Below are 17,558 nucleotides of genomic sequence, written 5' to 3'. Positions count from 1 at the left end.
CCCTGACGACCGTGTTAAATTTTAATCCTTCTTTAAAAATCTGAGTAGTCTGTTGGGTACACAAATTTAGTATCGTTTTTAGAAACATTGTGCTGATACTCTGGCATGGCCGATAATTTTTTCCAATAATCATCAGCCGAGAAAGCCTTCCAATGCGCATCTCTATCGGTTTTATTTTCGAAAGTGGTTAAGTACATCAGGTTGGGCATACGGCTTCCGGCAATAACCTCTCCATAAAATACGGCATTAAAATTTAGTCTTTTAAATAAACCGATCTCATCACCTTTATTGAACATTTGAACTTTATTCTGAAAATATTTCTCTGTTGGAGCTTCGTAGCTTCTTAATTCATACACCCTTTCTTTCATCGGCGATTTTAGATTGGGTAGCATGAAGTGTGGTGCATCTTCAAAAGCTTTTAATATAATAGATTCCAGGCGCTCGAAAGGGGCATCGCTGTAAACTGCATCCAGATAGGTCTTACCATCAACAGCGTATTGTTTATCTTTTGCCAGCTTTTTATCCAATTCCAAAACTCCATTAAGAGATTTTAATGGAATAAATACATAAACCAGCCTTTCGGTAACTTCCGTCTGATTACTAACTATTGGCTTAAACACCCCAACTTTGGCAATTCCATTGCGATGTAATGCAGGTAAATATGCTTTTTGCAAATAATCGTCTACTGTCTTTTCCTGAGCATCGGTTTTCAGGTGGTAAATTTTGATCTGATAGAAATCTATTGAGGCATGAGCAGTAAATGCACAAAATAAAAGGATAAGCAAAAACAGATGAGGTATTTTGATTTTCGGCAACATATTAGGATTGATTGTTAAAATGGAAAATTAATAAAGTTTTCTGGTAAAACTGAAAATATCTTTTTTCAGCTGACCATTTTTATCCTTTTCTTCCAACACTACCCTTAATTTATTTTTAGCCATCAACTGATAACTTAACCGCACGGATTTATCTTTCATTTCAAAAACAGCGAGTTTTCCTTCTAAGTTTACCAATGGGAAGAGTAAGGGTTTCTCTTTGTCTTCCCAGGCTACATTTCCGCGATTAAAATGTCGCATCTTCATCACAGGCAAGCTTTCTTCCAATTCAATGACCACAAATTCGTAAAACAAGGCTTTCCCATCTTTAACACATCTAAAGCTACTCATCATGCTTTCGCCCTTTGGCTCGCTCCAAAATTCTTCCAGATCACCCCAGTCACTTTTTTGTACCCAGGTTCCAGATATAAATGCCAAATCTTTTACTGCAGCTTTCTTTACCTGTGCAAAAGCAGAGACAGAAGAACATAAGAAAGCCAAAATCAAAAAGTTATTTTTCATAGCATAGTTTGTTACAGCTAAAATAACTAATTATGTTCAATTTTCAGTATGTAGTTATTAGTTAACAGTTGGCAATTTGCAACTCGGTTTTCGATTACGAATGAACTAATGACTAATCAATCAATGACCGGTAAGCCAATGACCAATCAACCAAATGACCAGTAAACTGATGACTAATAAACCAACACTACTTTGAAATATTCGGATTTGGAGCCTCAGCATTTAGTAAATGTTTCACAAAGAAATCTCGTTTACGCCTACGTCCATAAACACCACCATCGCTGTGTCCCATGCCTGGAATACTTAAAATATCAAAATTTTTATTGGCTTTGATCAACGCATCAGCAAGTCGATAGGTCGATTCTGGTGGTACATTTTCATCGGCTTCGCCAACAATCAGAAATAAGTTGCCTTGTAATTTACCGGCATTGGTAATATTAGATTGTTCGCCATAATGTGGGCCTACCGGATAGCCCATCCATTGTTCGTTCCACCATTGTTTATCAATGCGATTATCATGACAGCCACAGGCCGAAACGGCAGCTTTATAAAATTCAGGATGAGATAACAATGCACCTGTTGAGCTTTGTCCACCAGCTGAAGTGCCATAAATCCCTACTTTCGAAATGTCCGCATTCGGGTATTTAACCGCCATGGCTTTCATCCATAATATCCGGTCGGGAAATCCCGAATCGGCTATATTTTTCCAACATACATCATGAAAAGCCTTGGAACGGTTGGCCGTGCCCATTCCATCAATCTGCACCACTATGAAACCGAGTTCGGCAATACTCTGCATTTCACTGGCAGGTAGGAAACTTTTAGGCACAAAACTGTCATGAGGACCTGCATAAATATTTTCGATAACCGGGTAAGTTTTGTTCGGATCCATTTTTGAAGGGAAGCAAACAATGCCCCAGATATCGGTTTTACCATCTCTACCTTTGGCCACAAATACTTCGGGCAGCTTAACCCCTGTAGCTAAATAGGCGTCTGTTTTTCCATGTTCTATTTCGCTTACCTTTTTTGTGCTCTCCGTAAGCCTTAATTCACTTACTGGTGGTACATTTACCTGAGAGTAGGTGTCGATGTAATATTTGCGGTCAGGAGAAAAGCTAAGATTATGATTACCTTTTTCGGGCGTCAGGTTTACCAGCCCTTTTCCATCAAAACCAATCCGGTAGTAATGGATAAAATAAGGATCTTCATCAGCATGCATACCATTTGCCCTGAACCATATCTGGCGTTTTACAATATCTACACTATCAATATCCCTAACCACATAATTCCCTTTTGTAATTAACTGCTGCTTGCCTGTTAAGGCGTTTACCAGATAAAGATGTTGCCAGCCATCTTGCTCACTTGTCCATAATATTTCATTTGTTTTAGGCAGGTATCTGGTATAAATGCGACTTTCATAAATGAAGGTTTTGGTTTTCTCGTCGATAATGTTTCTGGTTTTTCCTGTTAAAACGTCTACTTCAATTACCCTGAAACGCTGGTGACCGCGGTCTACCTTTTCATAAGTATAGTATCTGCTGTTATTTCCGCGCCAATGAAGTTCAGGTGCATCAAAGAAATCAATCGGCTCTGCATCTACTTTAATAGCCGTTTTTTTTGCTACGTTAAAAACATAGGGCTGATAAGCGGTAAAGTCATCGCCGGGCTGCGCATATTCTCTTGTTTTCAGTTCGCCACGTGTAGTACCCGGAACAGAACTCAATACATAATACACATTTTTAATTTCTTTCGGATCGATTTTATAGGCAACGATGTTTTTACCATCAGGCGCCCATTCAAAGGCTCCATAAGGTTTATTAGCATTACCATCGGTGCTTAACTGGGTTTCTGTCTTTGTGGCCAAATCGATTACAAATAGGTTGCCCCCGCGGATTAGGATTTCACTTTGGCCATCAGGCGATTTTTTGGATTCGCGAGATCCTTGCCAGCGCGATCTGCGTAGTTGTAAGGGTCGCTTGGCATTGTAACGAAAAATATTGCTATCGTTTGTATTGATTAAACTATAATCGTTCAGGTTTAACTGATACCATTTATCCGAAACTTTTAATTTTGCAGTATTACCCTGATCGGCAAAATACAGCGCCGCAAGATCAATTTTTAACGGATTCTGTTTTTTACCAGTAACTTTTTCTATATTTTGCGCAAGTTTATTGTGGTTAAATGCAATTTGACGTTTACCCGTTGCCGCGTCTACATAATAATATTCCCATGTTTTGTTAGGGAGATTCTTTTTATACCAAAATGCGCTGCCATCTTTTTTCCAGTAAGGAGTAATATCATTATTGGTTGGAATATTACGTAAGGTAGTATCCATTTTTAACGACAATTGGTAAGCGGCTGCTACTTCGGCAGCATCAGGTTTATACGGTTGTAACCTGGCTTGCTGTGCCAGCAGTTGAACAGAAACAAAACTGAGTAGAATAAAGGCTATTGATTTTTTAGCGGTTGCGCAAATGATCATTACAGATTTTTTGTAGTAAATATAGTACTCCTGCTTTGCAGGCATTTTTCAGATTTTAATGGATAACATTCATATTTTAACCGTTTACAATCGGATCTTTCGTTTTCAATTCCTGACGTGCTACACCAACTTTAATCAGATAATAAACCGGGATCCCAATTAAAGTGATGATTAACCCCGGCCAGGTAAATTTGGGTTTAAAAATGATCAGTAGTATGCAAAAGGCAAGTCCCATTAGGATATAGATGATTGGCAACACCGGGTAGCCAAAGGCTTTGTAAGGTCTATTGGCATCAGGGCGTTTTTTACGAAGGATAAAAATCCCGAAAATGGTAAGCATATAGAACATCACCACCACAAATGAGATCATATCCAGCAAGTCGCCATATTTTCCGCTAATGCACCACAAACAGGCAAAAATGCATTGTATCCATAATCCAAATCCAGGAACTGCGTTTTCATTGAGTGTACCCACTTTTTTAAAAAAAAGTCCATCTTTAGCCATGGAATAATATACCCTGGCACCAGCCATAATTAAACCATTATTGCAGCCGAAGGTTGAAACCATAATCATTAAAGCGATAATGAAAGTTCCAGCCGTACCAAAAATATGGTTGGCAGCAGAAACGGCCACACGGTCTTTATCTGCATGGGCAATATCTTGTAATGAAAGCACTCCGGTGTACATTACATTGGTTAGGAGATAGAGTATGGTTACGATAATGGTTCCTAAGGCCAAACTTAAACCAATATTACGTGCAGGGTTTTTAATTTCGCCGGCAATAAAGGTAACGTTGTGCCAGGAATCACTACTGAATATCGAACCTACCATTGCGGCAGCTATGGCACCGAAAGCTGCCAAAGTGGTGTAAGAACCAATACTTCTATCTGCAGATAATGGCCCTAAAGCCCACATATTTTCCCAGTTGGTTTTCCAGATTCCCTTATTCAGAAAGAACAATCCAAAAGCGATCAGACCAAACAAACTTAACAACTTGGCCACCGTAAAGGTAGTTTGAATAACTTTACCGCCATTTACCCCCCTATTGTTGATATAGGTAAGTAAAATAATTACGCCAATAGCCAGGAGCTGTGCCGGCGAGATGGTAAAAAAGCCTAAATCAATAGCAACTAAATCTTCACTTAATGCGGGTATGAGATAAGCGGTAAATTTGGCAAACGCGACACCTACTGCGGCAATAGTTGCCGTCTGAATGACTGTAAAAAAACTCCAGCCATATAGGAAACTGATTAAGGGGTTGTAGGCTTCCTTTAAATAAATATATTGTCCACCTGCTTTTGGGAACATAGCACTTAGTTCACCATAACTCAATGCAGCCGTTAGCGTCATAAAGCCTGTAATCAGCCAAACCACTAATAGCCAGCCCGAGCTTCCTACATTTCGGGTAATATCGGCGCTAACAATAAAAATACCCGATCCAATCATACTTCCGGCTACAAGCATGGTTGCATCCATCAGTTTAAGCGAGGGTTTAAATTGCGTGGTTTCTTTTTCAGTCATATTGTGTTTGCTTGGTGGTTAGAAGGTTGGTTTTGGTTTATCTATTTAGGTTGATCGTAAAAATGCCATGATGTTTTGAAATCGCGGGTTAAGGGCTGATTGATTAAGGTAGCCCTGATCATTTCTATGGGGATTAAATTTTGTTTAATTATGGCATCGTGAAAATCCTTAAAGCTCATTTTGCCACTATCTACCAGTTCTTTTTTGAGTGCAAAAAGCTGAAGACCGCCGGTAAGGTAAGCCACCTGGTATAAAGGGCTATAATCACCCTTGAAAGATCGGCGTACTTCACCTTCTGCATTGGCCCGTTCGTGCCCTACACGGTCGACCAGAAAGTCGACGCACTGCTGAGGGTTCCACCTGCCCAGATGAAAGTTCAGCGAAAACAAAATCCTGGCACAACGGTGCATCCGCCAGAAAAGCATGCCCATTTTTTCCTCTGGTGTTTTGGCAAAACCTTTATCGTAAAGCAAAAGTTCCCAATATAAGGGCCAGCCTTCTACACTAAAAGGAGTTTGAAAAGGATCGCGATAACTTTTATAACGGCTATTCATAAAATACTGATAATGGTGGCCCGGTAAAAGTTCATGCTGCACCGTTCCCCTTGAAAAATAGGGGTTGTTGCCCCGCATACTCATCAACTTATCATCTTCTTCCATCGTATTGGTTGGATAAGAAATGCTGATTTCACGTCCACCGGTAAAAAAAGGATTCACCAACTGCCTTTCGGCCGACATCATGACCATACCCCATGTTTCTTCGGCAAGTGCCGGGATATTGATTAAATCATTGGCTTTGATAAAATTGAGGGCATCATCCTGCAGTTTTACGATCAACTCTGGCTGTTTACCCAATGGCACATAGCTATTTTTGATTTTTTCCTGCGCTTTTTTCCAGTCGTTGCCAAAACCCATAGCAGCTGATGCCTTTAAAAGCTCTTCGTCGCAAAACTTGAATTCTTTTTCGGCAAGTTTGATCAGTTCTTCGGGTGTATAGGGAATAAGCTCGGCATTTAATTGCCTGATGAGTTCTTCTCTTCCAATCGGGTTTCCTTTAATTTCTGGTTTAATTGATTTTACAGTAAGAACAGCTTCCCCATCATCATTAAAAAGTTTAGCATAATTGGCCAAAGCAAGGTCCAACTTTTCGTAAGGTTTAGGCACCCACCAGGTGAAACCCGGCTCGTAATCCATATAAAATTGGTAAAAACCTTTTAAACGCTGTTTCAAACTCATGGAGATGGCTGCTGCCATTTTAAGCTGATCAGGTTTTAAGTTTCCTTTCTTGAAATTTAAACTTAAGGAATCAACTTGTTTCGCAATTGTTTCTATGCCGGAAGCCAACAAAGCACCATCTCTATAGGTGCCTCTCCTTCTTAAATTTTCAAACGCATAAATCGCATCAGCGAAAGGAAAATACTTTGATAGGGCATTATAATCTGACTCTTCTTTAGTTAAAAGCCACACTGATGATTCGATCTGTTTTTTAAGGAGAATATAATCTACCTTGCCATAAATGCTAAAGCTTTCAAATTGGGAAGTTTTTAACTTGCTTAAGTAATCATGATTAAGATCCTGCAGGCGTTTTCTTTGCGCTGGACTTTTAAACGTAGTCATCGGATAGGAATAAGTACTTCCAGCGGAATAAGGATAGTGGAAATCATTAATCGCATCAACATCTCGCTCGTAACCTACTATCATCGTACCCATTTCACTGGTTTGTTCGTATAAACTTTCTTTTGAAGTTTGGGCAGATGCAAAAGGGCCAGAGAACAGACCCAACATAAAAAAAAAGGCAAAAAAACTTAATTTATCAGGCATTTGGTTTGGTTAAAACAGGCAAATAGCATTTACTTCCATTTGAAAAAATGGTTAGCTAAATTATTAGAAAAAAATGTTTGTCTTTGATTAGGCGCCTATATAGCTTACCCTGCTTACATTATTATAAGTATCGATGTATGCTCGTGGTGATTGGCCTATGATACTTTTAAATACCCTGTTAAAATTGGTAATGCTATTAAAACCAGCTTTATAAGCTACACCTGAAATGCAATCGGCTTTTTCTCCTGATATCAGACTTTTGCAGGCATCGTTAATTCTCACCTCGTTTAAAAATGATACGAAGGTATGGCCGGTATGTTTTTTAAAATACCTGCAAAAAGCCTGTGGCGTCATAAACGCAGCATTGGCTACATCTTCTAATGAAATTTGACTATTGTAATTTTCTGTGATAAAATTAATGATCTTACTTAAACGCATACCTTCATTTTCGGTTACGTTAGAAGAATACATATCAGAGCATAACGGCTCGACATTTTCATTTAAATCCTGAAGACTGTTAACCATTTTTAGAAAGTTGAACAAGACATCAACCCCTGCGGCCTGATGCACATTGAGCATTTTGCCTACGATGTTTTTAGTAAATGCAGCCGGAACTTTGAAACCATGCTTGTTTTTAGCTAAAAAAGCACTAGCCAGCTTCATTTCGGGAAGATTAAATAGCGCAGCTAAAATACCGTTTGGATTAAAGTAAATAGAACATGCTTTAATGGTTTTATTGCTATCGATAGCAAAATATTCGGGATTACTTTTAAATAGATGGGGAAGTTTGGCCCCAATTAAAAAAACATCTCCCGGCCTAAAGGCATGCATGTCATTTCCTGCAATTAATGTCCCCTCGCCTTTTTCTATATACGTAATCTGCCATTCATCGTGGCGGTGCAGGTATTGATAAAAATAAGGAGATTCAATTTGTTCCGATATCACACTTTTGTCGTCGGGAACAAGCATGGTGAATGGTAATACTTTCATAATCCAGTTAGTTATGTTTGGTTGCTGATTATGAATTGAATATATAAATATTAACTCAAATAAACCAATAAAATCCAAACAAGGTTAAAATACTGCTATAATTTGATAAAATATGACGGATTTTAACAGCAATTTCGCTGTTAAGCGATTACTACAAACCTAGTTAACAGGAGTATAAGCCATACTTTACAGGAGAAGCGAAGAAGAAACAGGAATCTCAAATGGATATACTGATCGGGATTGCAAATCCCGACTAACATAAACTAGCTGAATGGCTGGTCTGGATTTATAATCTCGGCCTACGCTTTTTGGATTTGTAATCTATAGATAAGAATGAGTATAAGACGGGATTGTAAATCCCGACTAACATAAATTAAATGCTGGTCTGGATTGCAATCCGGACCTAAGTTAAAGTTGGTATAAAAATCCCAGCTAACGTAAATTTTTAATCCCCACAAACAGAAATCATTTAATTAAATTATCGAACCAATGCGTATGGTTCCATTTTTAGGTCAGTAGTTATGCCCGAAACAATCTGGCTAACCAACAAACCTGTTGCAGGTCCTAAACTTAAGCCCATCATTCCATGACCGGTAGCGATGATCAGATTTTCTCTTTTTTTGCATCGGCCAATGTATGGTAAACCATCAGGTGATGAAGGACGGAAACCGTACCAGATATCTTTTTCTAAAGGAACTGCAGGTTTTAAGTCAGGAAAATATGCAGGAACCGATTCAACAATCCCTTTAACCCTTTGCATATTAATACGGGTATTAATTTTATCTAATTCCATGGTACCACCGTATCTGATCTGACCGTTCATTGGGGTGATGGCCACTCTGGCTTCACACAACAATGCAGGGATCGTTACACGCTGCTGGGGTTCGGGCTCCATAAACGAATAGCCCTTTCCTGGCATTAAAGATATTTTAAGATCGGCCATTTTGGCCACTGCAGGCGACCAGGAACCAGCCGCTAAAATATATTCATCTGCTTCCCAGGCCGTATTACCTGTAAAAACTTTCGTAATGCGATTACCTGAAGTTTCAATTCTATCAACTTCTTTGTTACGCTGTATATTAACGCCATTATTTACGAGATATTTGAGCAAGGCATCCATCAATTTTGTTGGGTAAAGATGCGCATCGCAACGATAGTGTACCGCTCCCAAAACATCTAATTTTAAATCTGGCTGTAAAGAGCGACATTCATCGGCAGTAAGTACAGCCATATCCAAACCAAGGGCTATTGCCCTTTCAGCCAAATGTGCTTCCTCTTCCCCTGCTTTTTCCGTTTTATAAAATGCCAGAATACCATTTTTAGTTAACTCAAAATCAAAATCAGGCTCTTTCGCCAAGCCTTCATATAGTTTTTTGCTCAGCAGAGATAAATCGCGTAAGGGCACTGCCGCCTGGCTTACATGTTTTGCCGTGGCGTGTTTCATAAACTTTAAACCCCAACTAACGAGATTTGTATTTAACGAAGGGCGCACATAAAAAGGACTTTTGCTATCGAACATCCAACGGATACCCTGCTGTATCATCCCTGGCGCTGCCAAAGGAACGAAATGGCTTGGTACAATCATGCCTGCATTACCAAATGAGCAGTTGTCGGTGATATCTCCCTTATCCAAAATTGTTACTTCATAGCCCCTTTTTTGCAAATAATATGCTGAAGTTAGACCTACTATTCCACCACCTATAATTAATACTTTCGACATACTTTTAACTTATACTGCTGATATTCTTTTTTTACTCTTTAAATCACCTGAAACCCATATGCATATGGATCATCTTCGGGATCGATTTTAATGGTATTGTAGCCATAAACTTTTGCCCAGCCTTCAACACTCGGTATAATGGCCTTAATTCCGTTCAGGTCTACCACTTCTTCTACTTTACCAATAAACTTACTGCCAATAAAACTTTCATGGATAAAATCCTCTCCTTGTTTTAGTTTCCCTTTGGCAAACCACTGTGCCAAACGGGCAGAAGTACCTGTTCCGCATGGTGAACGATCAATGGCTTTATCACCATAAAAAACCGCATTCCGGGCAGTTGATGTCGGGTCTATGGTTTTTCCTGTCCATAATATATGGCTACAGCCATTTATCGTTGGATCTTGTGGATGCACAAAGCTATAAAGTTCATTAATGCGTTTTCTAATGATCTGGCTCCAGCTAATCAACTGCGAAGCACTATAGTTTTCCAATCCCGGGAAATTCTCCTGCGGATCTACGATGGCATAGAAATTTCCACCGTAGGCCACATCAAAAGTAAGCCTTCCTAAATCAGGGCATTCAACCTCGAGATTTTCAGCAGCCAGATAAGATGCTACATTTCTTAATTTAACCGACTTTACTTTTTTTCCTTCCTGCTTGTATTCAATCAAAACTAATCCGGCAGGTGCCTCCATTCTGATCTGTCCCGGTATTTTCGGTTGGATAAGTCCTTCCTCGATAGCAATGGTAATGGTACCGATGGTACCGTGCCCACACATCGGGAGGCAGCCACTTGTTTCGATAAAAAGTACCGCTACATCATTGGCCGGATCGTGAGGCGGGTAAAGAATGCTACCCGACATCATATCATGTCCACGTGGTTCAAACATCAGTCCCTTTCTGATCCAATCAAATTCTTTCAGAAAATGCTGGCGCTTTTCGCTCATATTCGAGCCAATAAGCTGAGGACCTCCACCTGCAACTAACCTTACCGGATTTCCGCAGGTATGTGCATCTACACAAAAAAAAGTTTTACTCATGAGATTGCGTTAATTTTTGATTGATCATTCTGAAAATACCCAATGGATTACCATCTTTCAATTCATCTGGCAATAATTCCTGCTCCCAATCCTGATAAGCCAAGGGCCTAACAAAGCGATAAATTGCGGTAGAACCAACAGAAGTAAAACGACTGTCGTTAGTAGCCGGGAATGGCCCACCATGTTGCATGGCTGCACACACTTCTACACCTGTAGGCACACCATTCAATATAATTCTTCCAGTTTTATCCGTCAATTTGTTTACTAAATTCTGGTATTGTTTAAGCTCCTGCTTTTCGGCCATTAAGGTAACGGTAAGTTGACCCTCCAGCACTTCAATCGCCTGCTCCAGTTCGGTACTATCCCGGGCAACAACCAATAACGAATATGGACCGAAAATTTCTTCGCGAAGTTTCGGATTTTTAATAAAATCGGTTGCACTCACCTGAGCAACTTTCGCCTCTGATTGATTTTGAAGTTCCGTATTTTTCACCGTTGAAGCCGATAAAAGTACAACTCCGTCTTCATTTACAACTTCTGCAGAAAGTTTACCATAATTATCGGCAATTCCTTCGGTAAGCATTGTTGCTGATGGAATGGTTGAAATGGCCTCTTTTAAAGCGACTTTAAAATTTTCTAATGCAGTCGATTGTATCGCTAGCAATAAACCTGGATTTGTACAAAACTGACCCGCACCCAGGGTAATAGACCCAGCATATTTTTTAGCCAGTTCTTCTGCCTGATTTTCTATCGCTAAGGGCAGAAAAATTACCGGATTAATACTGCCCATTTCGGCAAAAACCGGAATCGGCTGCGCGCGCTGTTGAGCCAAATCAATTAGGGCCATACCGCCTTTAAAAGAACCTGTGAAAGTTACTGCTTTAGTTAAAGGATGCTGAACCAGGCCAGCACCAATGGTATAACCATCATCATACAACAAGGAGAAAACACCTTTTGGCATTCCCGTTTTTTCTGCGGCTTTTATAATGGCACCTCCTACCAAAGCACTGGTTCCGTAATGTGCAGGATGTGCTTTCACTACAACAGGACAACCAGACGCTAGTGCTGATGCGGTATCGCCACCAGCAACAGAAAAAGCAAGCGGAAAGTTGCTTGCACCAAAAACGACCACCGGTCCGATTGGGATTAACATCCGCCTGATATCTGGCCGCGGCAAAGGCTGTCTGTCAGGTAATGCCGTATCAATAATGGCATCAACCCAAGAGCCTTCTGCAACCAAATTAGCGAATAACCTTAATTGTCCTGTGGTTCTGCCCAATTCTCCCTGTAAACGGGCTAAGGGTAAACCACTTTCTGCAGAAGCCCTGTTTACGAGTTCTTCGCCAAGATTAGCAATTTCATCTGCAATAGCATTTAAAAAAGCGGCTTTTAAATCTTTGTTTAAGTTTCTATAGCTTTGGAAAGCCAATGTCGCTGCTGCTAATGCATCATCAACAAGTTTTTCATTAGCTTTAAAAAATTCACCATCAAGCGTTAATCCCGTTGCGGGATTAACAGCTTTAAGGCTTTTTTCATTAACTTCAATATAAGTGCTGGCTACAATATTTTTTCCGTTCATATTTGGTTTTTAAACTATTTGCCCCAACTACCAGCAGGTAATTCCGGACGAACAGCTAATGCATCGTTAATAATTTTCAATACTTTTTCTCTTTCAGCGCCACTTAACGGTAAACGTGGGGCACGAACGGCTTCAGTTCCTAATCCTGTGGCAACTTCTGCTAATTTAATGTATTGTACCAATTTTGCATGAATATCCAACTCAAGTACTGGCAAAAACCAACGGTAAATTTTCAGTGCTTCCGCAATGCGGTTTTCTTTAACCAATCTGAAAATGGCAACGGTTTCTCTTGGGAAAGCATCAACTAGACCTGCAACCCATCCATGCGCACCCATCACAATGCTTTCCATCGCTAATGGATCTACTCCGGTAAAGATTTTAAAACGGTCGCCAAAACGGTTGATTAATCTGGTTACATTAGATACATCTCTTGTTGACTCTTTGATGGCCTGAATGTTATCGTACTTGGTTAAAACCTCAAACATATCTAAGGTCACCTCGATTTTATAATCAACAGGATTGTTGTAAATCATAATTGGTAGGCTTGTGCTTTCAGCAATAGCACCAAAAAAGGCTAAAGTTTCATCCGGAGCAGCATTATAGCGCATTGGCGGCAACAACATTAAACCTTGCGCACCAAGCGATTCTGCTTTTTTAGCAACTTCGATTGCTTTTTTTGTAGTTGATTCTGCAATGTTCAATAAAACCGGAACGCGACCATTTACTACGGTTAAAGTATGTGATAACAAACCAAACTTTTCTTCATCGGTTAATACACTGGCTTCACCAAGCGATCCACCCAATATAATTCCTTCAGCACCTGCTTCTAGTTGCGCTTCGATATTTAAATCGAAAGCTGGAAAATCTAACTCATCGTTTGCTGTAAATTTAGTGGTTACAGCCGGGAAAACCCCAGTCCATTTGATACTCATTGTAATGTTATGTTTTGATAAATATTTTAAAAATTAATCTCGCCATTTTCATAAACCAGGGGTTCATAGGCAAGAATCATTCAATCAGAATCGCTAAGTTGAATCTTTTAAACGATATTCAAAGTTAGGAAATTGCCCTGTAGTGGTATTGTTGTATTTTAACCGATAATGGTCGTAAATACGCCAATCAATCGGACAGATTTGGTCCAAAAAAAGCCTTAAGTAATTGTAAAAGAAATTAGCAACCATAAAAAAAGGCATTCTCCAAAATAAGAATACCTTTAAAATCAACCAGATAGAAAAATCTTCCTACGAATTCTGTTTCACCATAATTTATTTCGTGTTTCTCACCTGAAGGTAATACATAAATTCAATACCCGATTTTGTAAAGAGCACATCCTGCCCTTGGGCCAACGTAACCTGCTGCCAATTTTGAGTAGGAATAATTTTTAGCGTTTTAACACCTTCTTTTTTAAGACTTAGAGGTAGATTGAAACCTTTAACACAGTTGCTATACCGGTAAAAAGCTTTGCCATCTTTAATATAATATTCGAATACCGGAACCTGCACCGTACGTAGATATTGATCAAAAACCTTTGAAAAATTAAAACCAGCTTTTTTAGAAATATAATTTTCAATCTGTGCAGTGTTTACCGTTTGATGATAAAAAGTTTGGTTAAGTCCACGCAAGATGGATCTAAAAAGTGGATCGTTATTTAAACTATGTCTGATGGAATGCAGCATATTGCCTCCTTTCGGATACATATCGCCACTGCCCTGCGCATTCACACCATAGGCAGGAATAATCGGGATATCATTTCTGATGCCTTTTCTAATACCGAAATTGTATTCGTTCCCAGCGTTGGTACCAAAAGTATAGTCTACAAAAAGTGTTTCACTGTAGTTCGTAAATCCTTCGTGTACCCACATATCGGCCAGGTCATTGCTGGTAATATTGTTGCCAAACCATTCATGCCCACTCTCGTGAATGATAATAAAATCCCATTTCAAACCCCAACCGTTTCCAGACATATCTCTACCGCGATAGCCGAACTTATAACCATTGCCATAAGAAACTGCAGATTGATGTTCCATACCTGTATGCGAAGCATCGATCAACTGATAACCATCTTCATAAAAAGGATATGGTCCGAACCAGTATTCCATACTTTTCATCATTTTATGCACCTGATCGGGCATATAGGTTTTCGCTTTTGCATAGTTATAATCAAGTACCCAATAATTTACATCAAGCGCGCCCTTTTCACCTGCGTATTTCTCCTTAAAATTTACATATTTGCCGATGTAAGGAATAATGCAATAGTTACTAATCGGGTTTTTAACATTGTACTGATAAGTCGTAGTGCCATCATGGTTATCTTTTTTAAACACCAGGCGGCCATTACCTATTGCTACCAATGTATCAGGAACGGTCATGGTTAAGGATGCCCCCAGATTAGGTTCGTCGCTTTGATGATCCTTATTTGGGTACCAAACCGAAGCACCTAAACCCTGGCAGGCCACTGTCATCCACGGCCGGGAGAGCGAATCGGTAGTAAAAATAAAACCACCATCCCAAGGCGCTCTTTTGGCCTGATGAACCTTTCCATGGTAAAAAATATTTACGTTGTTTAATGCCGATAATTTTTGTGCCGGGACGTTTATATACCAGACACTGCCAACATGTTCGAATTTTAACTTTGAACCGCCGTTATACAAAACACTATCAATAATTAATGGCTCCTGCAAATCGATCTGCATACGCGTATTGCCGTTATTTTGCTGCACAACTTTATAAACAATTTTATTTGAGCCGATGATGCTCTTATCATTGTAATCAGGCTTAACAGCAAGTTCGTAACGTTGTACATCCCACCAGGTCCGTTCGGCATTTAAGCTTCCCCTTAAGGTATCGGCCAGTGTATAAACCTTCTTTGCTGATTGCGCAAAAAGCAGCATACCAAATGTTGAGAATAGTAGGGTTAAGGAGATTATTTTTTTCATTTTTTTTGCTGGTTATTTTTAATAGCGTATTAATAATTTGAAAGCACTTTCAGCTTTTATAGGTTACGGTTTCCCTGCTATCCCTCTTGCTTCGATTAAGAATGGGGAGCATCCTTTCTGTTATCTGCCTGTTGAGGGCGGGGTTTAATTAACCTGGTTTCTGCAAACATCCGGTTTCCATTCAATGCACCAGTCTACTGTTCCTGGCATTATAGGATTAGCTACAATATCATTAAGCTAAGCATTGCGAAGGTCAATCTTTGTTAGTTGAATACTTATTGAGATTGATAAATCCACAACAAATACCTCCCAGCTCCGTTACCATTGATGCTTAAAAAATGTCGTCGTTGCGAGGAGGAACGACGAAGCCTGCCGGCAACAGGCTGGCAATCTTTCTTGCAAACGCCCCTTTCTATAAAGATTGCTTTGTCGGCCGAAAAAGCCTTCTCGCAATGACGATTTCTTCGGGCGATTTACAATATTAAATCCCACTTTTATTTATATCGATTTTATAAAATAAATTGATACTTAAAATGACGCTTTTTACGATTTATCTCTTAAATCAATAAATAAACATCGCACTAATAAACTCCGCTTCTAACCGATTCTATTTCATCCGTAGTGATGGCCAAATGTTTTCCCAACATCCGGCTTCCATTTTCGGTAACCAGAAAATCGTCTTCTACCCTGATGCCGGTAAAGTTTCTAAACTGCTCCAATTTATCGTAGTTAATAAATTCGGCAAACTGATTAGTGGCCTTCCAGCGATCTATTAGTTCCGGGATGATATAAACACCCGGTTCCACGGTTAATACATACCCCGGTTCCAGCGCCTTGCCCAATCTGAGCGATTTTAATCCGAACTGGGTGCTATTTTTAGTCAGCTCATTTGTATAACCTACGTATTGCTCACCTAAATCTTCCATATCGTGTACGTCTAAGCCCATCATATGCCCTGTGCCGCATTGAAAGAACATGGCATGCGCACCCGCCTGCACGGCATCTTCTATATTACCTTTCATCAGACCAATATCTTTTAAACCTTGTGCCAACATTTTACAAGATGCCAAATGCACATCTAAATACCTCACACCCGGTGCCAGCATATCTTTTCCATGCGTATAAGCATTCAATACAATATTATACACATCCTTTTGCTCGGGAGTAAATTTCTTGCCTACTGGAAAAGTACGGGTAAGATCGCCAGCATAACCTAAAGCAGTTTCCACACCGGAATCGTTTAAAACCAGTTGCCCTTCCTGAAGCTGGTTGCCATGGTAATGGTTATGTAGGATTTCTCCTCGCACAGTCAAAATCACCGGGTAGGCCAAATTACCACCAGAAGCCAAGGCAGCACCTTGGATTTTAGCGGCCAGTTCGCGTTCATACATACCTGGTGTCGCCTGCTGCATCACCATTAAATGAATATCAGCAGATATTGCTGCAGCGCGATCCAACTCTTCTATTTCTTCAACAGCTTTAATCGAGCGTTGTGCAACTACTGCCTTAATAAAGCTGACTGATGCTTTTTCTTTAAGCTGATCGATAGGTAGGTCAAGCCAGTTGGCCAATTTAATTTTATTTTCAGAGCGGTAAGGAGGTAAGAAATGAACTTCACGCTTTTTGTCCAAGTATTGTTTTAAGTAATTGCTCAGTTGATCATAAGGCAGAACTTTGTTCAGACCAGCATCCAGGCTTTTTTCTTCCAGTGTTTTCTGCCTGCCCATCCATACAATATCATCAATTCCCATTTCATCGCCAAAAAGAATTGTATTGTCTTCATCCACATCGATAATAGCACCTAAAGATGGTTCACTGATGCCAAAATAATATAAAAAAGTACTATCCTGTCTGAAATGGTAAGTATTATCTTTATAATTCATCGGGCTTTCATCATTACCCAAAAAGAGTAATATCCCTGAATTCATCTTTGATTTTAATGCTGCTCTTCTCTGGAGGTAAACTTTCTTTTCAAACATATTTTTTTTGTTAAAGCAAATATCCCAAAAGCTAAATTTTATTCACTCATAATTAAACATAATGGCTAAAATACGAGAGATATCTGCAAATTATAAGCTATTGATCAGCGGTAAAAGTCACAATAAATTTCATTTTAACGAAATAGAAATGTA

The 17,558-nt window shown here is 39.5% G+C and carries 12 protein-coding genes; all 12 read right to left on the bottom strand.

Annotated elements, in window-relative coordinates; translation table 11 throughout:
• Positions 1-32: 32 nt before the first annotated feature.
• On the bottom strand, positions 33-818 hold the full coding sequence (locus tag PGN18_RS17940; protein ID WP_335320973.1) for an NIPSNAP family protein: 786 nt from the start codon (positions 816-818) through the stop codon (positions 33-35).
• A gap of 27 nt (positions 819-845) precedes the next feature.
• Positions 846-1,337: a DUF6265 family protein gene (locus PGN18_RS17935; protein ID WP_335320972.1), complete on the bottom strand. Its 492-nt coding sequence runs from the start codon at positions 1,335-1,337 to the stop codon at positions 846-848.
• A gap of 187 nt (positions 1,338-1,524) precedes the next feature.
• Complete coding sequence (locus tag PGN18_RS17930) at positions 1,525-3,864, bottom strand: S9 family peptidase (protein WP_335320971.1); 2,340 nt, start codon at positions 3,862-3,864, stop codon at positions 1,525-1,527.
• Between the two features lie 31 nt (positions 3,865-3,895).
• Complete coding sequence (locus PGN18_RS17925; RefSeq protein WP_335320970.1) at positions 3,896-5,341, bottom strand: APC family permease; 1,446 nt, start codon at positions 5,339-5,341, stop codon at positions 3,896-3,898.
• Positions 5,342-5,382: 41 nt separating this feature from the next.
• Positions 5,383-7,161: a DUF885 family protein gene (locus PGN18_RS17920; protein WP_335320969.1), complete on the bottom strand. Its 1,779-nt coding sequence runs from the start codon at positions 7,159-7,161 to the stop codon at positions 5,383-5,385.
• An 87-nt stretch (positions 7,162-7,248) separates the two neighbouring features.
• Positions 7,249-8,151 carry an AraC family transcriptional regulator gene (locus PGN18_RS17915; RefSeq protein ID WP_335320968.1) on the bottom strand — a complete coding sequence of 301 codons (903 nt, stop codon included), beginning with the start codon at positions 8,149-8,151 and terminating at the stop codon, positions 7,249-7,251.
• 478 nt (positions 8,152-8,629) lie between these two features.
• Positions 8,630-9,871 carry an NAD(P)/FAD-dependent oxidoreductase gene (locus tag PGN18_RS17910; RefSeq protein WP_335320967.1) on the bottom strand — a complete coding sequence of 414 codons (1,242 nt, stop codon included), beginning with the start codon at positions 9,869-9,871 and terminating at the stop codon, positions 8,630-8,632.
• A gap of 38 nt (positions 9,872-9,909) precedes the next feature.
• Positions 9,910-10,911 carry a 4-hydroxyproline epimerase gene (locus PGN18_RS17905; protein WP_335320966.1) on the bottom strand — a complete coding sequence of 334 codons (1,002 nt, stop codon included), beginning with the start codon at positions 10,909-10,911 and terminating at the stop codon, positions 9,910-9,912.
• Positions 10,904-12,490, bottom strand: coding sequence for an aldehyde dehydrogenase (NADP(+)) (locus PGN18_RS17900; protein ID WP_335320965.1), 1,587 nt, complete (start codon positions 12,488-12,490; stop codon positions 10,904-10,906). The genes PGN18_RS17905 and PGN18_RS17900 overlap by 8 nt, the downstream gene beginning before the upstream one ends.
• A 14-nt stretch (positions 12,491-12,504) precedes the next feature.
• Positions 12,505-13,422, bottom strand: a complete 918-nt coding sequence (locus PGN18_RS17895; RefSeq protein ID WP_293782754.1) for a dihydrodipicolinate synthase family protein — start codon at positions 13,420-13,422, stop codon at positions 12,505-12,507.
• 333 nt (positions 13,423-13,755) lie between these two features.
• On the bottom strand, positions 13,756-15,426 hold the full coding sequence (locus tag PGN18_RS17890) for a M1 family metallopeptidase (RefSeq protein WP_335320964.1): 1,671 nt from the start codon (positions 15,424-15,426) through the stop codon (positions 13,756-13,758).
• Positions 15,427-16,007: 581 nt separating this feature from the next.
• On the bottom strand, positions 16,008-17,405 hold the full coding sequence (locus PGN18_RS17885) for an aminopeptidase P family protein (RefSeq protein WP_335320963.1): 1,398 nt from the start codon (positions 17,403-17,405) through the stop codon (positions 16,008-16,010).
• Between the last annotated feature and the right edge of the window lie 153 nt (positions 17,406-17,558).

The organism is Pedobacter terrae, assembly GCF_036946585.1.
Classification (GTDB): Bacteria; Bacteroidota; Bacteroidia; order Sphingobacteriales; family Sphingobacteriaceae; genus Pedobacter; species Pedobacter terrae_C.
Note: the sequence above shows the minus strand (reverse complement) of the source record. Positions and strands in the feature narration are given on the sequence as shown.

What these genes read in the sequence shown, in the direction of transcription:
- PGN18_RS17925 (WP_335320970.1), bottom strand. Translation starts at nt 5,341, where the DNA reads ATGACTGAAAAAGAAACCACGCAATTTAAACCCTCGCTTAAACTGATG.
- PGN18_RS17905 (WP_335320966.1), bottom strand. Translation starts at nt 10,911, where the DNA reads ATGAGTAAAACTTTTTTTTGTGTAGATGCACATACCTGCGGAAATCCG.
- PGN18_RS17940 (WP_335320973.1), bottom strand. Translation starts at nt 818, where the DNA reads ATGTTGCCGAAAATCAAAATACCTCATCTGTTTTTGCTTATCCTTTTA.
- PGN18_RS17885 (WP_335320963.1), bottom strand. Translation starts at nt 17,405, where the DNA reads ATGTTTGAAAAGAAAGTTTACCTCCAGAGAAGAGCAGCATTAAAATCA.
- PGN18_RS17915 (WP_335320968.1), bottom strand. Translation starts at nt 8,151, where the DNA reads ATGAAAGTATTACCATTCACCATGCTTGTTCCCGACGACAAAAGTGTG.
- PGN18_RS17900 (WP_335320965.1), bottom strand. Translation starts at nt 12,490, where the DNA reads ATGAACGGAAAAAATATTGTAGCCAGCACTTATATTGAAGTTAATGAA.
- PGN18_RS17895 (WP_293782754.1), bottom strand. Translation starts at nt 13,422, where the DNA reads ATGAGTATCAAATGGACTGGGGTTTTCCCGGCTGTAACCACTAAATTT.
- PGN18_RS17920 (WP_335320969.1), bottom strand. Translation starts at nt 7,161, where the DNA reads ATGCCTGATAAATTAAGTTTTTTTGCCTTTTTTTTTATGTTGGGTCTG.
- PGN18_RS17930 (WP_335320971.1), bottom strand. Translation starts at nt 3,864, where the DNA reads ATGCCTGCAAAGCAGGAGTACTATATTTACTACAAAAAATCTGTAATG.
- PGN18_RS17890 (WP_335320964.1), bottom strand. Translation starts at nt 15,426, where the DNA reads ATGAAAAAAATAATCTCCTTAACCCTACTATTCTCAACATTTGGTATG.
- PGN18_RS17935 (WP_335320972.1), bottom strand. Translation starts at nt 1,337, where the DNA reads ATGAAAAATAACTTTTTGATTTTGGCTTTCTTATGTTCTTCTGTCTCT.
- PGN18_RS17910 (WP_335320967.1), bottom strand. Translation starts at nt 9,871, where the DNA reads ATGTCGAAAGTATTAATTATAGGTGGTGGAATAGTAGGTCTAACTTCA.